Source organism: Chitinophaga sp. YIM B06452, assembly GCF_039655965.1.
Lineage (GTDB): Bacteria > Bacteroidota > Bacteroidia > Chitinophagales > Chitinophagaceae > Chitinophaga.
This window is the reverse complement of record NZ_JAWLKY010000002.1, coordinates 746834-763352: the sequence shown is the minus strand read 5'-3', so window position 1 is coordinate 763352 and position 16519 is coordinate 746834. Positions and strand designations below refer to the sequence as shown.

The window sequence follows — 16519 nt, the reverse complement described above, 5'->3', positions numbered from 1 at the left end:
GGGATGGCATTATAAACAGATAGTTATGAACAACAACAAACGCGCGCGGATGGCAACATCCGTGCGCATGTATTTTCTGGCAACTGCAGCACTGCTGTGCATTCAACTGAACACCTTGGGACAAGCCACCAACTGGATCCGCCGCGACAGCACGGTATGGGGCGCCCGCAACGGCATGGTGGTGGGCTTGTGGCCGGCAGCGATTGAAAACCTGAAACAGGGCGCCAATGGCGGCCCGCGGGGATTGTTCCGGATCGGGTATGAATATATGGGCCTCGTTTACCACATCAATTACATTGCTGTAGAACCGGTGGTGAACGGGAAGATAGAATTCAGTGAAATTTCTCCTTCCGCCTCAGACGGCAAGTGGGGAAAGCTGATGTGGGTCAGTGATACATTCAGCACCGCCGATGCGGTAGGCATGTATGTGCAGATAGAAAAATTCGCCAACGGTGCGCATCCTTACCTGAAACTGAGTATTTTCCGGGACCGGCCGGAAGAGTTATGCATCGAGGTGTTCCATCACCCTGACAGCGCGCCGATGGAAAGGTGTGGCATTACCGCTACCATGGGCAATTATTCACGGCTCAGGAAACTGTACCTGGAAGACACCGTCATTAACTCGCGGGAATTATACGCCGGGTACGACGGTATAGATTTTATTGAAAAGAAACCTTATCCCGCCGGCCGCATGCAGGCCAACAAGCGCGGGGATTACATTATAGCGGCCACGCCGGATGAGTCTTTCGCCGAACTGGCGGCATGGCCGCAGCAAGAAGCGTACATGATGCGGTGGAACTGGCGGTACCGGCCTTTTTATATGCTGACGCAATATTGGCGGAAAGAAAAATCCGGCGCGGATGCATCGTTGCAGGTGAGAGTGAACGGGCGGGCGAAGTACTGGAACGGCGGCGGCAGGGACCCGCAGCATTATATCGCGATACCGGGCGGGCCTTCGTTTGAAAATTTTGAACTGCGCGAAAAGTATGTGCCCGGCCAGCGTTTTTATTTTGGCCTTAGCCGTAAATCTGTTGAAGAACTGCTTTCCCATTAATGGGAAGGCAGTTCTTTTACCGGCGCCGGCAGCGAGTGTTGCCAGGCGTAATACAGTACAACAGCAAAACATATCATCGGTACAGCATAGGCCAGCTGCACATTGTAATAATAAGCCACAGCGCCTAATCCCAACGGCACCAGCGCCCCGCCCACAATAGACATCACGAGAAATGCAGAGGCGGTCTTTGTTTCGTTGCCCAGGTCTTTGATCGCCATCGAAAAGATGGTGGGAAACATGATAGACATAAAAAATTCCACCGCCAGCAGGAAATACACGCCCGTTTTACCGCCCTGCAATACACAATAGATCAGCAGCAGCACACAGGCGGCGCTGTAGATGGTCAACAGGAGGCGTGGAGATATCTTCCGCATCAGCAGCGTGCCTGCATAACGCCCCAGCATAAAACAAAGCAGCAGCATACCCAGGAAGGTGGTAGCCTCCGTCTCCGGCATGCCGGCGCTGAACCCCGCATACCGGATAAAAAAACTGGAAATGCACACCTGCGCCCCTACATAAGCAAACTGCGCGATCACGCCCCAGCGGAAATGTTTGTGGCGGAATACGCGCAGGTTCAGGCTAAGGCTGCTGCCATGTTCTTCCTGTACTTTCGGGAAATGCACCATGCGGAAAATGAGCGCCACTACCAGCAGCGTGCCTGCAATCACCAGGTAAGGTGCCTGCACGGATCTCGCTTCGCTCAGCAGGTAGTTATTAAGCGCTTCCGGGCTCATGGCATTCAACTGTTCTGTGCTGTATTCTTTGCCGGACAGGATCACCTTGCTCAGGAAAAACGCTGCCACAAAGGCTCCCAGCCCGTTGAATGCCTGCGCAAAATTGAGCCGCTGCACAGAAGTTTCTTTCGGCCCGATGACGGTAATGTAGGGATTGGCCGCTGTTTCAAGAAAGGTCATGCCCGCCGCCACCAGGAACAGCGCAAAGAGGAACAGCCCGAAAGAACGAAGCTCTGCCGCGGGAAAGAACAACGCGGCGCCGGCGGCCGCAATCAGCAGACCGGTGATGATCCCCGTTTTGTAACTCCATTTCCGCATTACCCAGGCGGCAGGCAGTGCAAAAAAGAAATAACTCACCCAATATGCGGAATCAATAAAGGCGGACTGGAAATCGTTCAGCTGGCAGGCTTTCCGCAGGTGCGGGATCAGTACGGGGATGAGGTTGCCGGTGAGCGCCCATAAAAAGAACAGGCTCACCACCAGCACAAAGGTCAGCTTCAGGGCGCTGTTGCGCGCGGGAGGCGCCAGCGTTTCGTTTTTCATATCAACTGTGGAATTCATAACGGCGGTTTTATGCTTTAATGCATGGTCTGTACTTCGTTGATGAGCGTGCCGATGTGGTCGATGCTGATCTCCACCCGGTCGTTGTCCTGCAGCGTAAAGCTGTTTTCAGGTACCAGGCAGGTGCCCGTCATCAGGTAACATCCGTCCGGGAAGGCGCATCCCCGGAAGAGGAAGTCTACCAGTTCCTGGTGGCCGCGTTTCATCTGGCTGATGGTTACACTGTCTGCATACTGCTGCGTCTCCCCGCGGTAGATGGCCATTTTGATAAGCGTGTCCGGGGGAATGGGCGTATCGGTCACCATCAGGCAGGGGCCAAGCCCGGCGCATTTTTCATATACTTTCGCCTGCGGCAGGTAGAGCGGGTTCTCGCCTTCGATGCTGCGGGAGCTCATATCGTTGCCCACGGTGTAACCTTCAATGGTGCCCTCGCTGCTCACAAAAAGCGTCAGCTCCGGCTCCGGCACATCCCAGGAGGAGTCTTTGCGGATGTACACCGTTTGCCGGTGGCCGGATACCCGGTGGGGAGTGGCTTTGAAAAATAATTCGGGTCTTTCTGCCAGGTATACCTTGTCATAAAAAGTTGCCCCGCCTGCGTCTTCTGATTCTTCCATGCGGGCAGTGCGGCTGCGGTAGTAGGTAACGCCGGCAGCCCATACTTCCTGCGTGGCTATGGGCGCTTCCAGCCCGTTGGCGATGATCTTCTCCGCGGCGGTTTTGTCCATAGGCGTTTTACCGGCCAGCTCTGCCACGATGGACCGGAACAGGTTTTTCCTGTTCACGAACCTGTTCCATTCGGTGAGGAAAGTATAATATTGCTCCTGGTAAAAAGCGAGGATTGCGCCGGGTGTTTTATAAATGCGGATGGTATTCATGCGGAATTATTTTGTTTGAAGGAATTGTTGAACGTTGTCAAGAGGTAACTGCCACAGCTGGTGTGCAAGCGCCTGCAGGGCTTCGCGGCTGCCTTCGAAATGCATGGTCACCTGCCGGTAGGTCATGGACTCGCCGGGTTTTAACGCCCGCGCATCTGAAGAGGATTCTACTTCGTAAAACGGCCCCATTTGCGAACCATCGGCCAGCGGGCCGTCGTTGTAACAATTGACGGCATCGCCTTTGAACGGCTCTTTCTGCAATTCCCATTTGGAATTTACATAACGGCCATCTGGTACAACATCATAGAATAATACGGTGAGCGTGTTGTTATCAAGGTCTATGCTGCCTGCGCCCGGCTTGGCTACCAACGGGGAGAGGCCGAGTTTTCCGCGGGCCTTGCCGTCTGCACGGAATAATAGCAGGCTGTCTTTCACCTGCAGGTTTTGCGGCGGTATCTTTCCGAAATAATCGTCAGTAATAAATTTGCGCGCTTCCGGGATGTTCTTGAAAGGGGCGACCACGGCGGTCTGCGGGGATGGTTTGAACATGCCCAGCAGCCAGATGCTGAGCAGGCCGTGCTCTTCACGCCAGGCGCTGTCGCCGGTGTTGGTCAGTACGTTTTCAGTTTCATATGCCACGCTTTTCACGCCTTCAGGCAGCGTGCCGTTGATGCGGGCCGCGACCGCTTCGTTGCTCAGCAGCCGGATGGTGCGGGTAATGCCAAGCCGGAAGGTGGTGCCGGAATAGTTCTGTATGCTGCCGGCATATTGATAAACGACTTCCGTGGCGGATTGGGAACGGACGGCGTAGTGCGCGGTATCTATCAGCCCCGGTGTTTGCCAGTTGTCAAAATCAAAAGGTTTGCCGGGAGGAAAGAAGAGGGAATACTGGCCGCCTTCCGGCCCGAGCCAGAAGCGCTCTTCACCGCCAAATGCATTGATATGCGGGCCGAGTTTGCCCGAAGCAATAAGGCCGTAGTTAAGCCAGCCGAAACTCTTGCCGGTGCTGCCGCCGGCGGTGCTGGTCATTACGCGTGCCTGGTAGTCGCCGGTCACTGCCACGCGGCTGCTGTCCTGGCTGCTTTGCAATACCACTACGTTCTGCAGGTGCTTTTGCAGGAAGGCTACATCTTCGCCGAAGTTGCCCGGCAACGCTTCCTTTTTTTCCGCCGCCTCGTTACAGGCGATGACGCCGGCCAGGAGGCAGCCTGCAAGGATGTTTAATTTCATAACTAAGGAATTGATCTGTTATAAAAATATTATCGTGTTAAAGGGATATGCCTCTTTTCCAGGGAATAAAATCATCCTGTTCCAGTAGCTGCGCTTTGGCTGTATAGTTCCCGCCGGCCGTGTCTATCACCAGTTCCATGATACGCGCGGCCACGTCATCGATGGATTCTTCGCCGTTGATGATGGAACCGGTATCGAGGTCGATGATGTCGCTCATTTTATGGGCGAGCTTGGTGTTGGTGGATAGTTTTAGTACAGGCGTTACAGGATTACCGGTAGGCGTGCCGAGGCCGGTCGTGAAAAGCACGATGTTGGCGCCTGCGCCTACTTCGGCGGTGGTGGATTCCACATCGCTGCCGGGCGTGCACAGCAGCGCGAGGCCGGGCTGTGTTACGCGGCCGGGATAGTCGATCACATCCGTTACGGGAGAAGAGCCTCCTTTCTTGGCGGCTCCGGCGGATTTAATGGCGTCGGTGATGAGCCCGTCGCGGATGTTGCCGGCGGATGGATTGGAATCGAACCCGGAGCCCAGGGCTTCGGCACGGGCTGCGTATTCGCGCATCAGTTGTGTGTAACGGGCAGCCAGTGTGGTATCCACGCAACGGTCGCTCAGTTCCTGCTCCACGCCGCAAAGCTCGGGGAACTCGGAGAGGATCACCGACCCGCCGAGCGCCACGATGATATCTGCTACGCGGCCCACAGCCGGATTGGCGGATATACCGGAGAAACCGTCGGAGCCGCCGCATTCCATGCCGATGATCAGTTTGCTCAATGGCGCAGGCGCGCGCTGTTGTTCATTGGCTTTGGCGAGCCCGTCGAGTGTGCGTTGCAGCGCCTGCTCCATCAGGTCTTTTTCAGAACCGACCTGTTGCTGCTCCAGGCAGATCACGGTCCTGTCGAAGCCGGGCACTCTTTTTTCTATTTCTTCCTGCAGCATGGCCAGCTGTGCATTCTGGCAACCGAGACTGAGCACAGTGGCGCCGGCCACATTGGGATGGGTGATATACCCGGCCAGCAGCCCGCAAAGCGTGCGGGCATCGTCTTTCACGCCGCCGCAACCTAATGTATGGCTCAGCAGTTTAATGCCGTCTATGTTAGGAAAAGTGCGTCCCTTTTCCGCTGAAACCTGCTCCCCGGCTGAGGTCTGGCGCAGCATCCCGCGCAGCATGGTTTCATAAGGATTGGGTTTTTCATAACCCAGTTCTTTTACCAGCACATTGTGCAATGTTTGCACGTTGCGGTTTTCGCAGAACACCATGGGGATGATCACCCAGTAATTTCCGGTGCCCACGCGCTCGTCTGACCGGTGATAACCCATGAACGTGCGCCCGGCCCACCGTGAAACATCAGGGAGTTCCCACTGCGTATGTCTTTCTTCTTTTACGGCAAAACTGCCGGAAGCATGGCGGATGTTTTTGGTTGTGATCAATTCGCCTGCCGGGAGGTCTTCGTTGGCAAGCCCCACCAGCACGCCGTACATAATGACGGGCCCGTCTTTCGGAATGAATTCGCAGGTCAGTTTATGCTTGGCTGCTACGTCGCGGAGAGCTGTAATGCCGGCTATGGAAGTGCCTGCAGGCAGGTCCTGCAGGGCTGCCCACACATTGTCTTTAGGATGTATCTGGAGGATCTGTTGGCGCATATGCGTGAAGTTGGAATGGTTATTTCAGGGCCCGGTCCAGGTGCACGTACCCGCCGTCTACATGTATCAGCTGGCCGGTGGTGTGGCTGGATTTGGACGAGAGCAGGAAAGCGGCGGCCTGCGCGATCTCTTCGGGCGTGGTCATCCGTTTTTCGAGCGGTATGCCGGCCAGTATGCCGGCCAGTTTCGTTTCTTTATCATCGAAAGTATTGATCCAGCTTTCGTAGAGTGGCGTCCAGGATTCGGCTACCACGATGGCGTTCACGCGGATGCTGTAGGGCAGCAGTTCCACGGCCCATTCCCGGGTAAGGGCGTTGCGGCCGCCGTTGGCCGCGGCATACGCGGAAGTATTACCCTGGCCGGTCTCCGCTGTTTTGGAACTGATATTCACGATCGCGCCTTTGCTCTTTTTCAGGAAGGGCACGGCATGGTGCGCAATGAGGTAGTAATGCACGAGGTTCCGGTGCAGCGATTGCATGAATTTTTCATACCCGCCGCTTTCCAGTCCCACGCCGTCATTGATGCCCGCATTGTTTACCAGCCCGTCTATCCTGCCGAACCTGGCCACGACGGCTTTCACTGCTTCTTTGCAGGCATCGGGCTCCGTAAGCTCGGCGGTTACCTGCCAGCCTTTGCCGCCGTTTTGTTCAATATGGGCCAGGTGCTGGAGGTTGTCGCTTTCATTCCTGCCGATAATAACCGGGAAAGCGCCTTCCCCGGCCAATACTGCTGAAATAGCCGCCCCAATGCCTTTGGCGCCTCCTGTCACGATGATGATCTTATCTTTTAAACCCAGGTCCATAGTTATGTTGTGTTTGAGGATGTGCGAACAGAATGTGTTATGACAGCATGTCTTTTGAGAACCGCCCGTTTACGAGCCGCCAGATATCCAGCGGGTTGTCGTTGTGCAACTCGGGCGGCAGCAGGTATGCCGGGAAATCCTGGTAACACACCGGCCTGCAGAAGCGGTAAATGGCAGCGGTGCCCACCGAGGTGCCTGCTGCAGGAGTAGTGGCAGGCCAGGGGCCGCCGTGCACCATGGCATGATTCACGGCTACGCCGGTAGGGAAGCCATTGATCACGATCCTGCCGGCCTTTTCCCGGAGAATGTCCACCAGCCCGGCGTGTTGCCGGAGGTCATCTTCCGTGCCGTGAATGGTAGCCGTAAGCTGCCCTTCCAGCGCGGCGGCAAGGCGGTATAGCTCTTCCGTACTGTTTGCCTTGATGTGCAGCGACGATGGACCAAACACTTCATGGCAAAGCGCAGGATCATCCAGCGCCTGTTGCGCGCTTACCTGCAAAAGGGCAGGGGCGGCCTGTTGAGCGGCTTCCTGCGCTTTGCCTAGCACCTGCGCGCCGGCTTGCTGCAATTGCTGCAGGCCTTTGTTGTAAGCATCCAGTATACCCGGCGTCAGCATGCAACCCGCGGGCGATGCGGCAATGTTCTTTAGCAGCGTTTCCATAAAAACCTCGCTGCCTGTTTGTGTGATGAACAGGCCCGGGTTGGTGCAGAACTGCCCTACGCCCATGGTGAGCGATTGCAGGAACTGGCCGGCGAGGGCCTCTCCTTTTTCCTTTAGAATGCCCGGCAGGAAAAAAACGGGATTGACGCTGCCCATTTCCGCGAACACGGGGATCGGCACAGCCCTTCGTGTAGCCGTTTCATATAGTGCCTTGCCGCCCCTGAATGAACCGGTGAAGGCGATCGCGGAAAGTAATGGATGAACGGCCAGCTGCTGCCCTGTTGCAACGGTGGCGCCATGCAGCAGGGAAAATACACCTTCAGGCATGCCGGTACTTTGGGCGGCCTTGCCGATGACGGCAGCCACAAGGTGCGATGTATGGGGGTGTGCGGGGTGTGCCTTGCATACAACCGTGCAACCCGCGGCCAGTGCAGCTGCGGTATCACCGCCCGCCACAGAAAAAGCCAGGGGGAAATTACTGGCGCCGAAGACGCCGGCAACGCCCAATGGCAGCTGCAGCTGGCGTACATCGGGAGTACCGCTGTCTATCCGCGCGTTCACCCAGGAGCCTTCCGTGATGAGGTCCGCGAAAAGCCGGAGCTGGTTGGTCGTACGGTCGCGCTCGCCCTGGAGGCGTGCAAGCGGCAGCCCGCTTTCAGCCGATGCGGTGTTGATCAGCTCATCGCCGAGCGCAACAATACCGTCTGCAATAGCGCGCAGGAAAGCTGCGCGCTGCGGGGCCGCTACTTTTTTGTAGGTATTGAATGCCGCTGCCGCCAGCGTTACCGCGCGGTCGATTTCCCCGGCTGTCGCTTCCCGGAAGGGTTGCGGTATCCATTCCTGCCGTTGCGGGTTAAATGCCTGGAAGGTCTGTTGCCCTTCGGCGCTGCTGGTATTGCCTATGAGTTGAGATCCGGGCTCGTGCATGATCTGTTTTTTTGATTTTAGTTCACTTCGAGGTCGTTCTTGGACGGCAGCTGCGGGAAAGGTGCATGCGGCTCGCGCTGGTACCAGAATACCACGCTGCTGATGTCTGACTGCTGGGGCAGGTAACGCCCGCCGCTGCGCCAGCCGAGGTCCTGGATCGTGATCTTCAGCTCTTTTTCAAAACGCACGGGATCGGTGATGTGCCAGCGGTAGAGGCCGAAGCGCTGCTGTGATTTATACAGCCCGTCGGGCCGTATCACCTGGTGCAGGCCGGTGTAGGGCGTTGAAAATTCCTGGTATTTGCCCTTGGTGTCGAAGTTGTAAGAGCCGCAGAAATAATCTTCCGTGCCGGTACCGCAGATGGTGGGGAATTTGGTATCGCCGTCCATGAAGAACTTGATCTCGCCTTCGCCCCACCAGCCGTTGTTGTTCACGCCCCAGGCCATGTAAGTGCCCACGTACTGGCCTTTGCCCTTGATGCCGTCTACCATGGTAAACTCGGCGCCTTTCACGGGATTGTTGCGGCGGAACTGCGCGTGGAAATAAGCGGCGTCATCCGGTACTTCCGTCAGCGTGTAGTCTACCTGGTAGTACAGTGTCATACGTTCCGTGTTAATGTTCTCCATTGTGATCTTGCATTTTTTGCGGAAGGGCATTGTCCAGTAGCAGTTGAAAGCGCTGCCGGGGTTTACGGTGATGGCGAGGGAATTCATTTGCGCGTATTCGCCCCATGCCATGCCGAAAAAGTCGCCCACAGGCACTTCTACGGATGGCGTGGTTTCATCGTCCCAATAGAAGCGGAGAATGGAATAACGCCAGTTGCCGGTAGGGGTCATCCAGATGTGCTGGATGGCGCCGGAGCCGTTGATTTCCGCGAGGGTGAATGTTTTTCCCGGCTCGATGTGGATGTAGGGATTTACTTTCCAGCCCTGGCCCAGGTCCCTGGCTGCGTTGCGGGCATTGCCCTGTTCAAGGGTGGCCATGCCGCCTTTCCCGGGTTCGCCGGTAAAGTTCTCAGGACTGATAGAGCGGGTCTTGGCGTCAGACAGCCGGTACAGGTTACCCATGTTCATGTCCAGCCCGTTGAAATTTTTCTGGGCAAGTGCGGCCCCGCTGATACAGGCAGCCAGTGAGATCAGGAGCAGTTTTTTCATACGTTTGACGGTTTGTGGTATTGTTTTGCTTTATCGTTTAAGCATTTAAGGTTTTGATAGTCTTCCTCTGCACGTGGTCATATATTTCCCCGGTTACCGGGCAATGATGTCGGTTGTTGTTATTGGGCGTGTTCTCAGCGGCTGGACTTCCGGATCACCAGCTCCGTGTCTATGCAAATATTCTCCGGTTTTTTTTCCCCGTTCCTGATATGTTCCAGCAGCACGCGCACGGCGGCATTTCCCATTTCCAGGATGGGCTGGCGGATGAAGGTGATGGGGGAGTAAAAGAGGTCGAACGCCTCACTTTCGTCAAAGCTCACCACGGCCAGTTCGTCCGGCACCTTTATGCCCAGTTCGTTGATATATTTCAGGCCTTCGATGGCCAGGCTGTTGGTAGCGAAAAACACCGCGTCTGCCGGTTTGCGGCCCTGCAGCAACTGGTCGATCGCCTGCCTTGTTTCTTTGCGGATATTGGAGTACCGCGAAAGTTTCATCATGCTGCCCAGCCCGTTGTCTGCCAGGGCCTCGGTGTACCCGCGTTTGCGTTCATTGATATGATGCAGCGTTGTTTTGTACGCGATCATGCCAATGCGCTGGTGGCCGGTTTTAATAAGGTGGCTGATGGCATTATAAGATGCCTGGAAATTGTTGATGCCGATCTGGCTCACGGGTATCTGCGGGAAATACCGGTCTATCAGCACAAAGGGCACCGGTTGTTTCCTGAGTTGTTTGATCTGTTGCTCCGATCCCTCGGTGGGGATGAGGATGAGCCCGTCTACCTGCCGGTTCAGCAGCACGGTAATGAGGTCGCCGGACTTCTCCAGGTTCTCGTCGGAGCTGCCGAATATCACGGTATAGTTATTCCGTTTGGCTTCGTCTTCAATGGTACGGGCAATGTTGCCGAAAAACGGGTTGGAAATGTCCGCCACGATCAGCCCGATGGTATCCGAGCGGCCGCTTTTCAGGCTGCGGGCGATGTGATTGGGCTGGTAATTCAGCTTCTGCGCTATTTTCCGGATCTTCTTGGCCATTTCCTGGCCCACCCTCGCTTTCTCTTCCTTGTTGGTGAGTACATAAGATACGAGCGCCGTGGAAACACCGGCCTCCTGGGCTATATCTTTCAGCGAGGTCTTTTTCTTCATAGGGATAAAAATATGCTTAAACGTTTAAGTAAACAAATTTTGGCTGAAAAAAATTATTTGGGAGGGATAAGGGTCCAGGTGCGTATTCATAAAAAAAGCATCACATTTGTAAAAAATAAAGTGATGCTTACCGACGTCCACCCTAAGCTGCCCATGCGTGATAAAACCGTCACGAAAGATTTCTATATCAACAAACTGGGCTTTGAACTATTTGGAAGCGCCGACTTCGATTTTTACCTGATGGTGCGGAAAGACCAGGTACAGATCCATTTCTTTGAATTCAGGGAACTTGATCCCGCTGAAAATTATGGACAGGTCTATATCAGGACAAACGACATAGACGCCCTGTATGCATCCATGCTGGAAAACAATATCAGCATACATCCCAACGGCAAATTACAAACCAGGCCCTGGGGGCAAAAAGAATTCTCTTTACTCGACCCCGACAGCAACCTGCTTACTTTTGGACAGGCTTTTTAACCCGGTCAATAACGGCATTTATAAAACCCATACCACTCCAGGCATAACATTTTGATAAAACTGGAATCCTATCTTTGCGCCCGCAAGGTATTTGTATGGATAAAAACACTTTAAATGATGCCGCATTATGGCAGCAGGTCAGGCGGGATGATACAGCATCGTTTGCGTGTTTGTTTGAACGGTATTGGGATGAGATGTTTTCAATGGCTTACCGCAGGCTTGCCGATGAAGCCACGGCTAAGGATTTTGTGCAGAATATCTTTATTCATGCCTGGGAAAACCGCCATCAGATCACCATTGAGGATAAGTTAAGCCCCTATTTGTTTACTGCTTTAAAGTACAGCCTTATCCGCCATATTTACCGGGCCGCCAAACTGGGTACCACGGATCTGCCGTTATCCATATACAACCTGCCTGACGAAACGAAGCAGGATCATCACGAATTTGACAGGTTAAGGGAAAAAGTCCAGTCGGAGATCGCCTCTATGCCGGATAAGATGCGGGAGGTCTTCACGCTTAGTTATGAAAAGGAACTTTCCATCCGGGAAATATCCTTACGCCTCTCCATTTCAGAGCAAACTGTTAAAAACCAATTGCATAATGCCCTTAAACGGCTTCGTTTCCGCCTGCAGGGCCAGGCGTTTTTTCTTCCTTTTATCCTGTAACCGGGCCCCGTTTTAAGAGTTCACAATTCGGTAACATTGAAATTATAGTACTGCAGGCCCCAACCGGTATGTATATAACAGGAGGACTGTTATATGACGAAACTACGCAACCGGTTTAAGCTGCTCCGGGATTATCTATCAGGGAAAACAAATGAAGACCGGCGCAGGCTGGTGGACGATTGGTATCATTCGGTGGATGATACCAGGCCCATCGGGCTTTGGGAAGAAGAAGGGAAAAAGAGCGCCGTCAAAGGGGAGATCCAATTACAGGTCTGGGAAAAGATAAATAATACGGCCGGCGGGAAGGTGATCTCCCTGCGGCTGAGACTGGCTGCTGCCGCCTGCATCGCGGTGTTGCTGCTCACTGCTTCCTGGCTTTTCCTGGGCAACCGCCACCGGGAATCCATCACCCATTTCACCATCACCGCATCCCCCGGCGAGATCAAACAAATACTATTGCCGGACAGTACAAGGGTGTGGCTGAAATCCGGCACCACGCTGCAATACAGTTCCCGCTACGGAAAACGGGCCAGGCGCCTGGAACTGGCAGGGGAGGCGTTTTTTGAAGTGCGGAAGGACGGCTCCCGCCCGTTTATTGTGAAAACGGGCAGCCTGGAAACCAAAGTACTGGGCACGGCCTTTAACATACAGGCATACAGCGGCCGTCCGTCCATACAGGTGTGGGTGCAACATGGGCGGGTACAGGTGAGCGACAGCATGCAGGTGCTGACCGAGCTTTCAAAAGGAAAAAGATTCGAATGGGGCAGGGCAGACGGTCATTTCCATATCGACAGCCTGGATTGGAAGCAGGCCCTGGCCTGGCAGCAGGGCATTTTGCTGCTGGAGTCCGCCACGTTTTCAGAACTCGCATTTGAGTTAAAGGAAATATATGGCGTGGCGCTGGTTACATCCAAGCCCGGCATCCGCGGCCAGCATTATGACGCCAAGTTCTTTATCCATAAAACTTCAGTGAACGATCTCATAGCCACCCTTGCAGAGGTGCATGGCATACGGTACAGCATACAGGGAAAAACAATCACATTGTATTAAAAACAGATCCCGCTGGTAACGGGATCTGCCAAACTTTTTGGTAATGCCATTTTTTGACGAAAGCAACATTACCATCTAAAAAAGCAATCATAAAGATATGGGAAAAAAAGCAAAAGGAACCTTGATTCCAACCAAACTAAGACTTATGCTCACGCTGTGCTGCCTGCTGCTGGCGGCATCCGTGTTAAAGGCGCAATCGCCGGGAACGGTAAAATTGTCTATACGGTTTGCCAATGTCACATTGGATGCGGCTATGCAGCAATTGAAAGAAGCCAGCCCGGTAAATATCGCGTATGACGCGGGTAAATTAGGGCTTTCGAAATGGAACATCTCCCCGAAAGAATTTAAAAACGCCGGCTTGTCCGAGGTCCTGAATTATTTATTGCAAAAAGCAAATGTCGGGTATAAAGAGGTGGCCGGGGGAATTGTGTTATTCGAAAAAGAGATAGCCGCTTCCGCTAAAAAAGACCCGGGGCGTATTACCGGCAAGGTCATAGACGAAGAGAATGGCGAACCGGTGATCGGCGCTACCATTCGCATCGGCAGCACGGGGTCGGTTACAGACGAGGCGGGTAATTTTTCATTACCCCTGCCCAAAGGAAGTTATTCGGTCATGATCAGTTCCATGGGGTATGGCACCAAAGAGATCAGCGGCGTTACAATAAATGACAGCGAAACGTTTACGTTAAACGCCACGCTTAAAAGAAAAAAAGGAAACCTGGCGACGGTAGTGGTAAGATCTTCCGTCAGGAAGGAATCCACAGCCGCCCTCTACATCCGCCAGAAAAACGAGGCCGGTATCATCAACGGGATCAGCCGCGAGCAGATGGCAGTGCTGCCTGATAAAAATATAGGCGAAACATTAAAACGCATTTCCGGCGTAAGCACCACAGACAACCGGCGGGTGGTAGTACGCGGCATAGCCGAGAGATACAACATGGCCACGATGGACGGCGCTGCCCTGCCCAGCACCGATGTGCAGGTGCGCGACTTTGAATTTGACATCGTTCCCAGCAACCTGGTAGATAACGTGATCGTATCCAAAACGGCTACACCGGATATGGGTTTCGGTTTTGGCGGAGGAATGGTGCAGATCAATACCATGGCTGTTCCCGATAACAACTTCACTACCGTCAGCGTTGGCGGCAAATACATCAGCGGCAACACCGGAAAGGAATTCCTGGGCTACCGGCGCGGGAAAAATGATTACCTGGGATTTGATGACGGCGGCAGGGATCATTTTCCCAAAGAGATCATGACGTTTACACCGGGCAATTACGACCCCTTAAATCCGTATAACCATACCCCGCTTCCCGGCGTGGAGAAGATCACCCCGGATATGATCGCGGCGCAGAATAAGCGGATCGGCGGCCTGGAAAGATTAGGCACCCGTACCTACAAAGCTGCCCCGGGGCAGAATTACCAGTTTAGCCTGGGGCGCAGTTATAACCTGGAAAACAGCCGCATCGGGCTGGTAGGATCGCTGAGCTACCGCAACGAGCAGGCCATAGATGATATCCTGCATTTCGAACGCGGCGCCTTCAGCATGGCTGGCAACAACCTGTATGATCCGGAAACAGGCGAAGAGCTCAATGAAACAAAGGCCGGGCAATACAATTTCACTACCAGCTGGGGCGCGTTGCTGAATGCGGGATGGCATGGTAAAAACCACCAGGTCACTTCACGTAATTTTTATTCCAGGGTATTGGCCAACCAGTTTTTCCGGATAGCAGGCTGGGGCGAAGACATTGGGTTTGGTGAGCGCCCCTCCATCAATGAATACGACAGGCCTAAGTTTATCGACCTGCTGCAGAACAGGATCAACGGGGAGCACAGCTTCGGCCGTTTTAAATTCGACTGGAGCGCGGCCCGCAACGAGGTGTCCAACCACGAGCAGGATGCGATAGATGCGTACCTGGCCCCGATTGAAACGCTGAACGGTTTTAATTACAATTATGCGCCCCAGTTCGGCGTCAATGCCAACCCGGGTACGCTGAGCCGCTCTTCCTACCGGTATGTTGAAACCAATTGGATGGCCGATGCCGCGCTGAGTTACCGTTTCAATGTTAGAAAGCTGCCGCAGGTGTTCAAGACCGGTTATCAGTACCTGGAAAAAAAAGGCCGCTACGATTGGAGCGTTTTGCCGGTTGGAGTGGCCAGGGGTTTTAACGATGGCCATAAGCCGGTACATCAATGGAGCATCGATTTTGCCGATCCCCTGAACGACCTGTATTATTTCCCCGCTGCTTTTAACAACAACAGTTATGCGGGCAGGAACAACAACCAGGCCATATACGCCATGATGGACAACCGTTTTACCAGCTGGCTCCGCCTGGTATGGGGCCTCAGGGCAGAGTATTACGAATATGAAAAACTGTTGGACGAGGCCGCGGATAAAACATCACAGGCCGACATGGATAATTCTGCCAAAACGCGCTACGTGGACCCGGAGACGGGCGAACTGGTGCACCGCACGCTCGATGCCGCCGCCGAGGATAAAAAGTGGCGGTACCTGCCTTCAGGCAACCTGACCATTACGCCGTTCCCCGATTTCAACATCAGGGCTTCCTACGCCCAGTCTGCCATCCGCCCGGCGTTGATAGAAAATTCCAGCTTTGCCCGTTTCAACTATCTCTATGGCCGCATACAACGTAATACCGGCGTGGTTTCTACATTGATCACGCATTACGACCTGCGCCTGGAATGGTACCCCGCGCCGGGAGAAGTGATCTCGGCCGGTTATTTTAAAAAGCATTTCAAAAACCCGGTGGAAATGTACCTGGACATTACCAATACCAGCGGCGCTGTGGATCTGCTTACCGCCAACTCCGACTATGCCGATGTAACGGGCTGGGAGCTTGACCTGCGCAAGAGCCTCGGGTTTATTTATAAAAGAGCGAAGTTTTTGGAAGACCTGTATTTCAGCGGGAACCTGACCATACAAAATTCCGAAGTACAGGCCAGCGCTTTCCGTTATGAAACCATGGGCGGAGGCCAGGACAACGACGGGGTAACGTATGTCTACCGCACCAAAACGTACCTCAGGGAAAAACGCCCGCTGTACGGCCAGGTGCCTGTGCTGTACAACATTGGCCTGCAATACGCAGGTGAGCGGTTGGGCGCCAACATCGCCTTCAACCATTCCGGCTATAAGACCTTCACAGTAGGCATGCAGCCCCATTATTCAGAAATGGAGCGGCCGCGCGACCAGGTAGATGCCCAATTGAGCTATAAATTCCTGAAGAGCAAAAAATTGCAGGTAAGACTGAATGTGAGCAACCTCACGAACAGCCCCTACCGCTTTTTCATTAATGGAAAAAATACCTACCAGATAAAACCGGGTTCAAATAACATGACCATGAGGGAATGGTCGGATGTATATGCATGGAAAGACGGCTTTTCTCAAAAGTACGAGGAAGGATATTATGAAGATACCCCTGATGGGAAAGCGAAGATTCGTATTGGCGATACGGACACTTTTATCCGCAAAGCAGGAGCTTCGTTCAGCCTCGCCGTATCATATAATTTTTAACAGGAAAAAC

13 protein-coding genes are annotated in these 16519 nt (G+C 53.9%); 5 read left to right on the top strand and 8 right to left on the bottom strand.

Annotated elements, in window-relative coordinates:
• The first annotated feature begins 25 nt into the window (after window positions 1-25).
• Window positions 26-1054, top strand: a complete 1029-nt coding sequence (locus R3I13_RS12885; RefSeq protein WP_346318366.1) for a hypothetical protein — start codon at window positions 26-28, stop codon at window positions 1052-1054.
• Here the strand turns inward: R3I13_RS12885 and fucP are convergent.
• The 8 genes from fucP to R3I13_RS12845 form a co-directional block, all read right to left on the bottom strand.
• The gene (gene fucP, locus R3I13_RS12880) at window positions 1051-2349 is read right to left on the bottom strand and encodes an L-fucose:H+ symporter permease (RefSeq protein WP_346318365.1); all 1299 of its coding nucleotides are present in this window, start codon (window positions 2347-2349) and stop codon (window positions 1051-1053) included. The genes R3I13_RS12885 and fucP overlap by 4 nt on opposite strands.
• Window positions 2350-2366: 17 nt before the next feature.
• On the bottom strand, window positions 2367-3224 hold the full coding sequence (locus tag R3I13_RS12875; RefSeq protein WP_346318364.1) for a fumarylacetoacetate hydrolase family protein: 858 nt from the start codon (window positions 3222-3224) through the stop codon (window positions 2367-2369).
• Window positions 3225-3230: 6 nt separating this feature from the next.
• Window positions 3231-4454: a DUF6786 family protein gene (locus R3I13_RS12870; RefSeq protein WP_346318363.1), complete on the bottom strand. Its 1224-nt coding sequence runs from the start codon at window positions 4452-4454 to the stop codon at window positions 3231-3233.
• A 37-nt stretch (window positions 4455-4491) separates the two neighbouring features.
• Window positions 4492-6096 carry an altronate dehydratase family protein gene (locus R3I13_RS12865; protein WP_346318362.1) on the bottom strand — a complete coding sequence of 535 codons (1605 nt, stop codon included), beginning with the start codon at window positions 6094-6096 and terminating at the stop codon, window positions 4492-4494.
• 19 nt (window positions 6097-6115) lie between these two features.
• Window positions 6116-6898 (bottom strand): SDR family oxidoreductase, encoded by a 783-nt coding sequence (locus R3I13_RS12860; protein ID WP_346318361.1) that lies wholly within the window; start codon window positions 6896-6898, stop codon window positions 6116-6118.
• Between the two features lie 37 nt (window positions 6899-6935).
• Complete coding sequence (locus R3I13_RS12855) at window positions 6936-8486, bottom strand: aldehyde dehydrogenase (NADP(+)) (protein WP_346318360.1); 1551 nt, start codon at window positions 8484-8486, stop codon at window positions 6936-6938.
• 17 nt (window positions 8487-8503) lie between these two features.
• On the bottom strand, window positions 8504-9640 hold the full coding sequence (locus R3I13_RS12850; RefSeq protein WP_346318359.1) for a glycoside hydrolase family 172 protein: 1137 nt from the start codon (window positions 9638-9640) through the stop codon (window positions 8504-8506).
• A 134-nt stretch (window positions 9641-9774) separates the two neighbouring features.
• The gene (locus R3I13_RS12845; protein WP_346318358.1) at window positions 9775-10782 is read right to left on the bottom strand and encodes a substrate-binding domain-containing protein; all 1008 of its coding nucleotides are present in this window, start codon (window positions 10780-10782) and stop codon (window positions 9775-9777) included.
• A 123-nt stretch (window positions 10783-10905) separates the two neighbouring features.
• On the opposite strand from R3I13_RS12845, the gene R3I13_RS12840 reads away from it, so the two are divergent.
• From R3I13_RS12840 to R3I13_RS12825, 4 genes are all read left to right on the top strand, one after another.
• Window positions 10906-11262: a VOC family protein gene (locus R3I13_RS12840; protein WP_346318357.1), complete on the top strand. Its 357-nt coding sequence runs from the start codon at window positions 10906-10908 to the stop codon at window positions 11260-11262.
• A gap of 95 nt (window positions 11263-11357) precedes the next feature.
• Window positions 11358-11927, top strand: coding sequence for a sigma-70 family RNA polymerase sigma factor (locus tag R3I13_RS12835; protein WP_346318356.1), 570 nt, complete (start codon window positions 11358-11360; stop codon window positions 11925-11927).
• A gap of 93 nt (window positions 11928-12020) precedes the next feature.
• Window positions 12021-12977 (top strand): FecR domain-containing protein, encoded by a 957-nt coding sequence (locus tag R3I13_RS12830; protein ID WP_346318355.1) that lies wholly within the window; start codon window positions 12021-12023, stop codon window positions 12975-12977.
• A 145-nt stretch (window positions 12978-13122) separates the two neighbouring features.
• On the top strand, window positions 13123-16509 hold the full coding sequence (locus R3I13_RS12825; RefSeq protein WP_346318354.1) for a TonB-dependent receptor: 3387 nt from the start codon (window positions 13123-13125) through the stop codon (window positions 16507-16509).
• The last annotated feature ends 10 nt before the right edge of the window (window positions 16510-16519 follow it).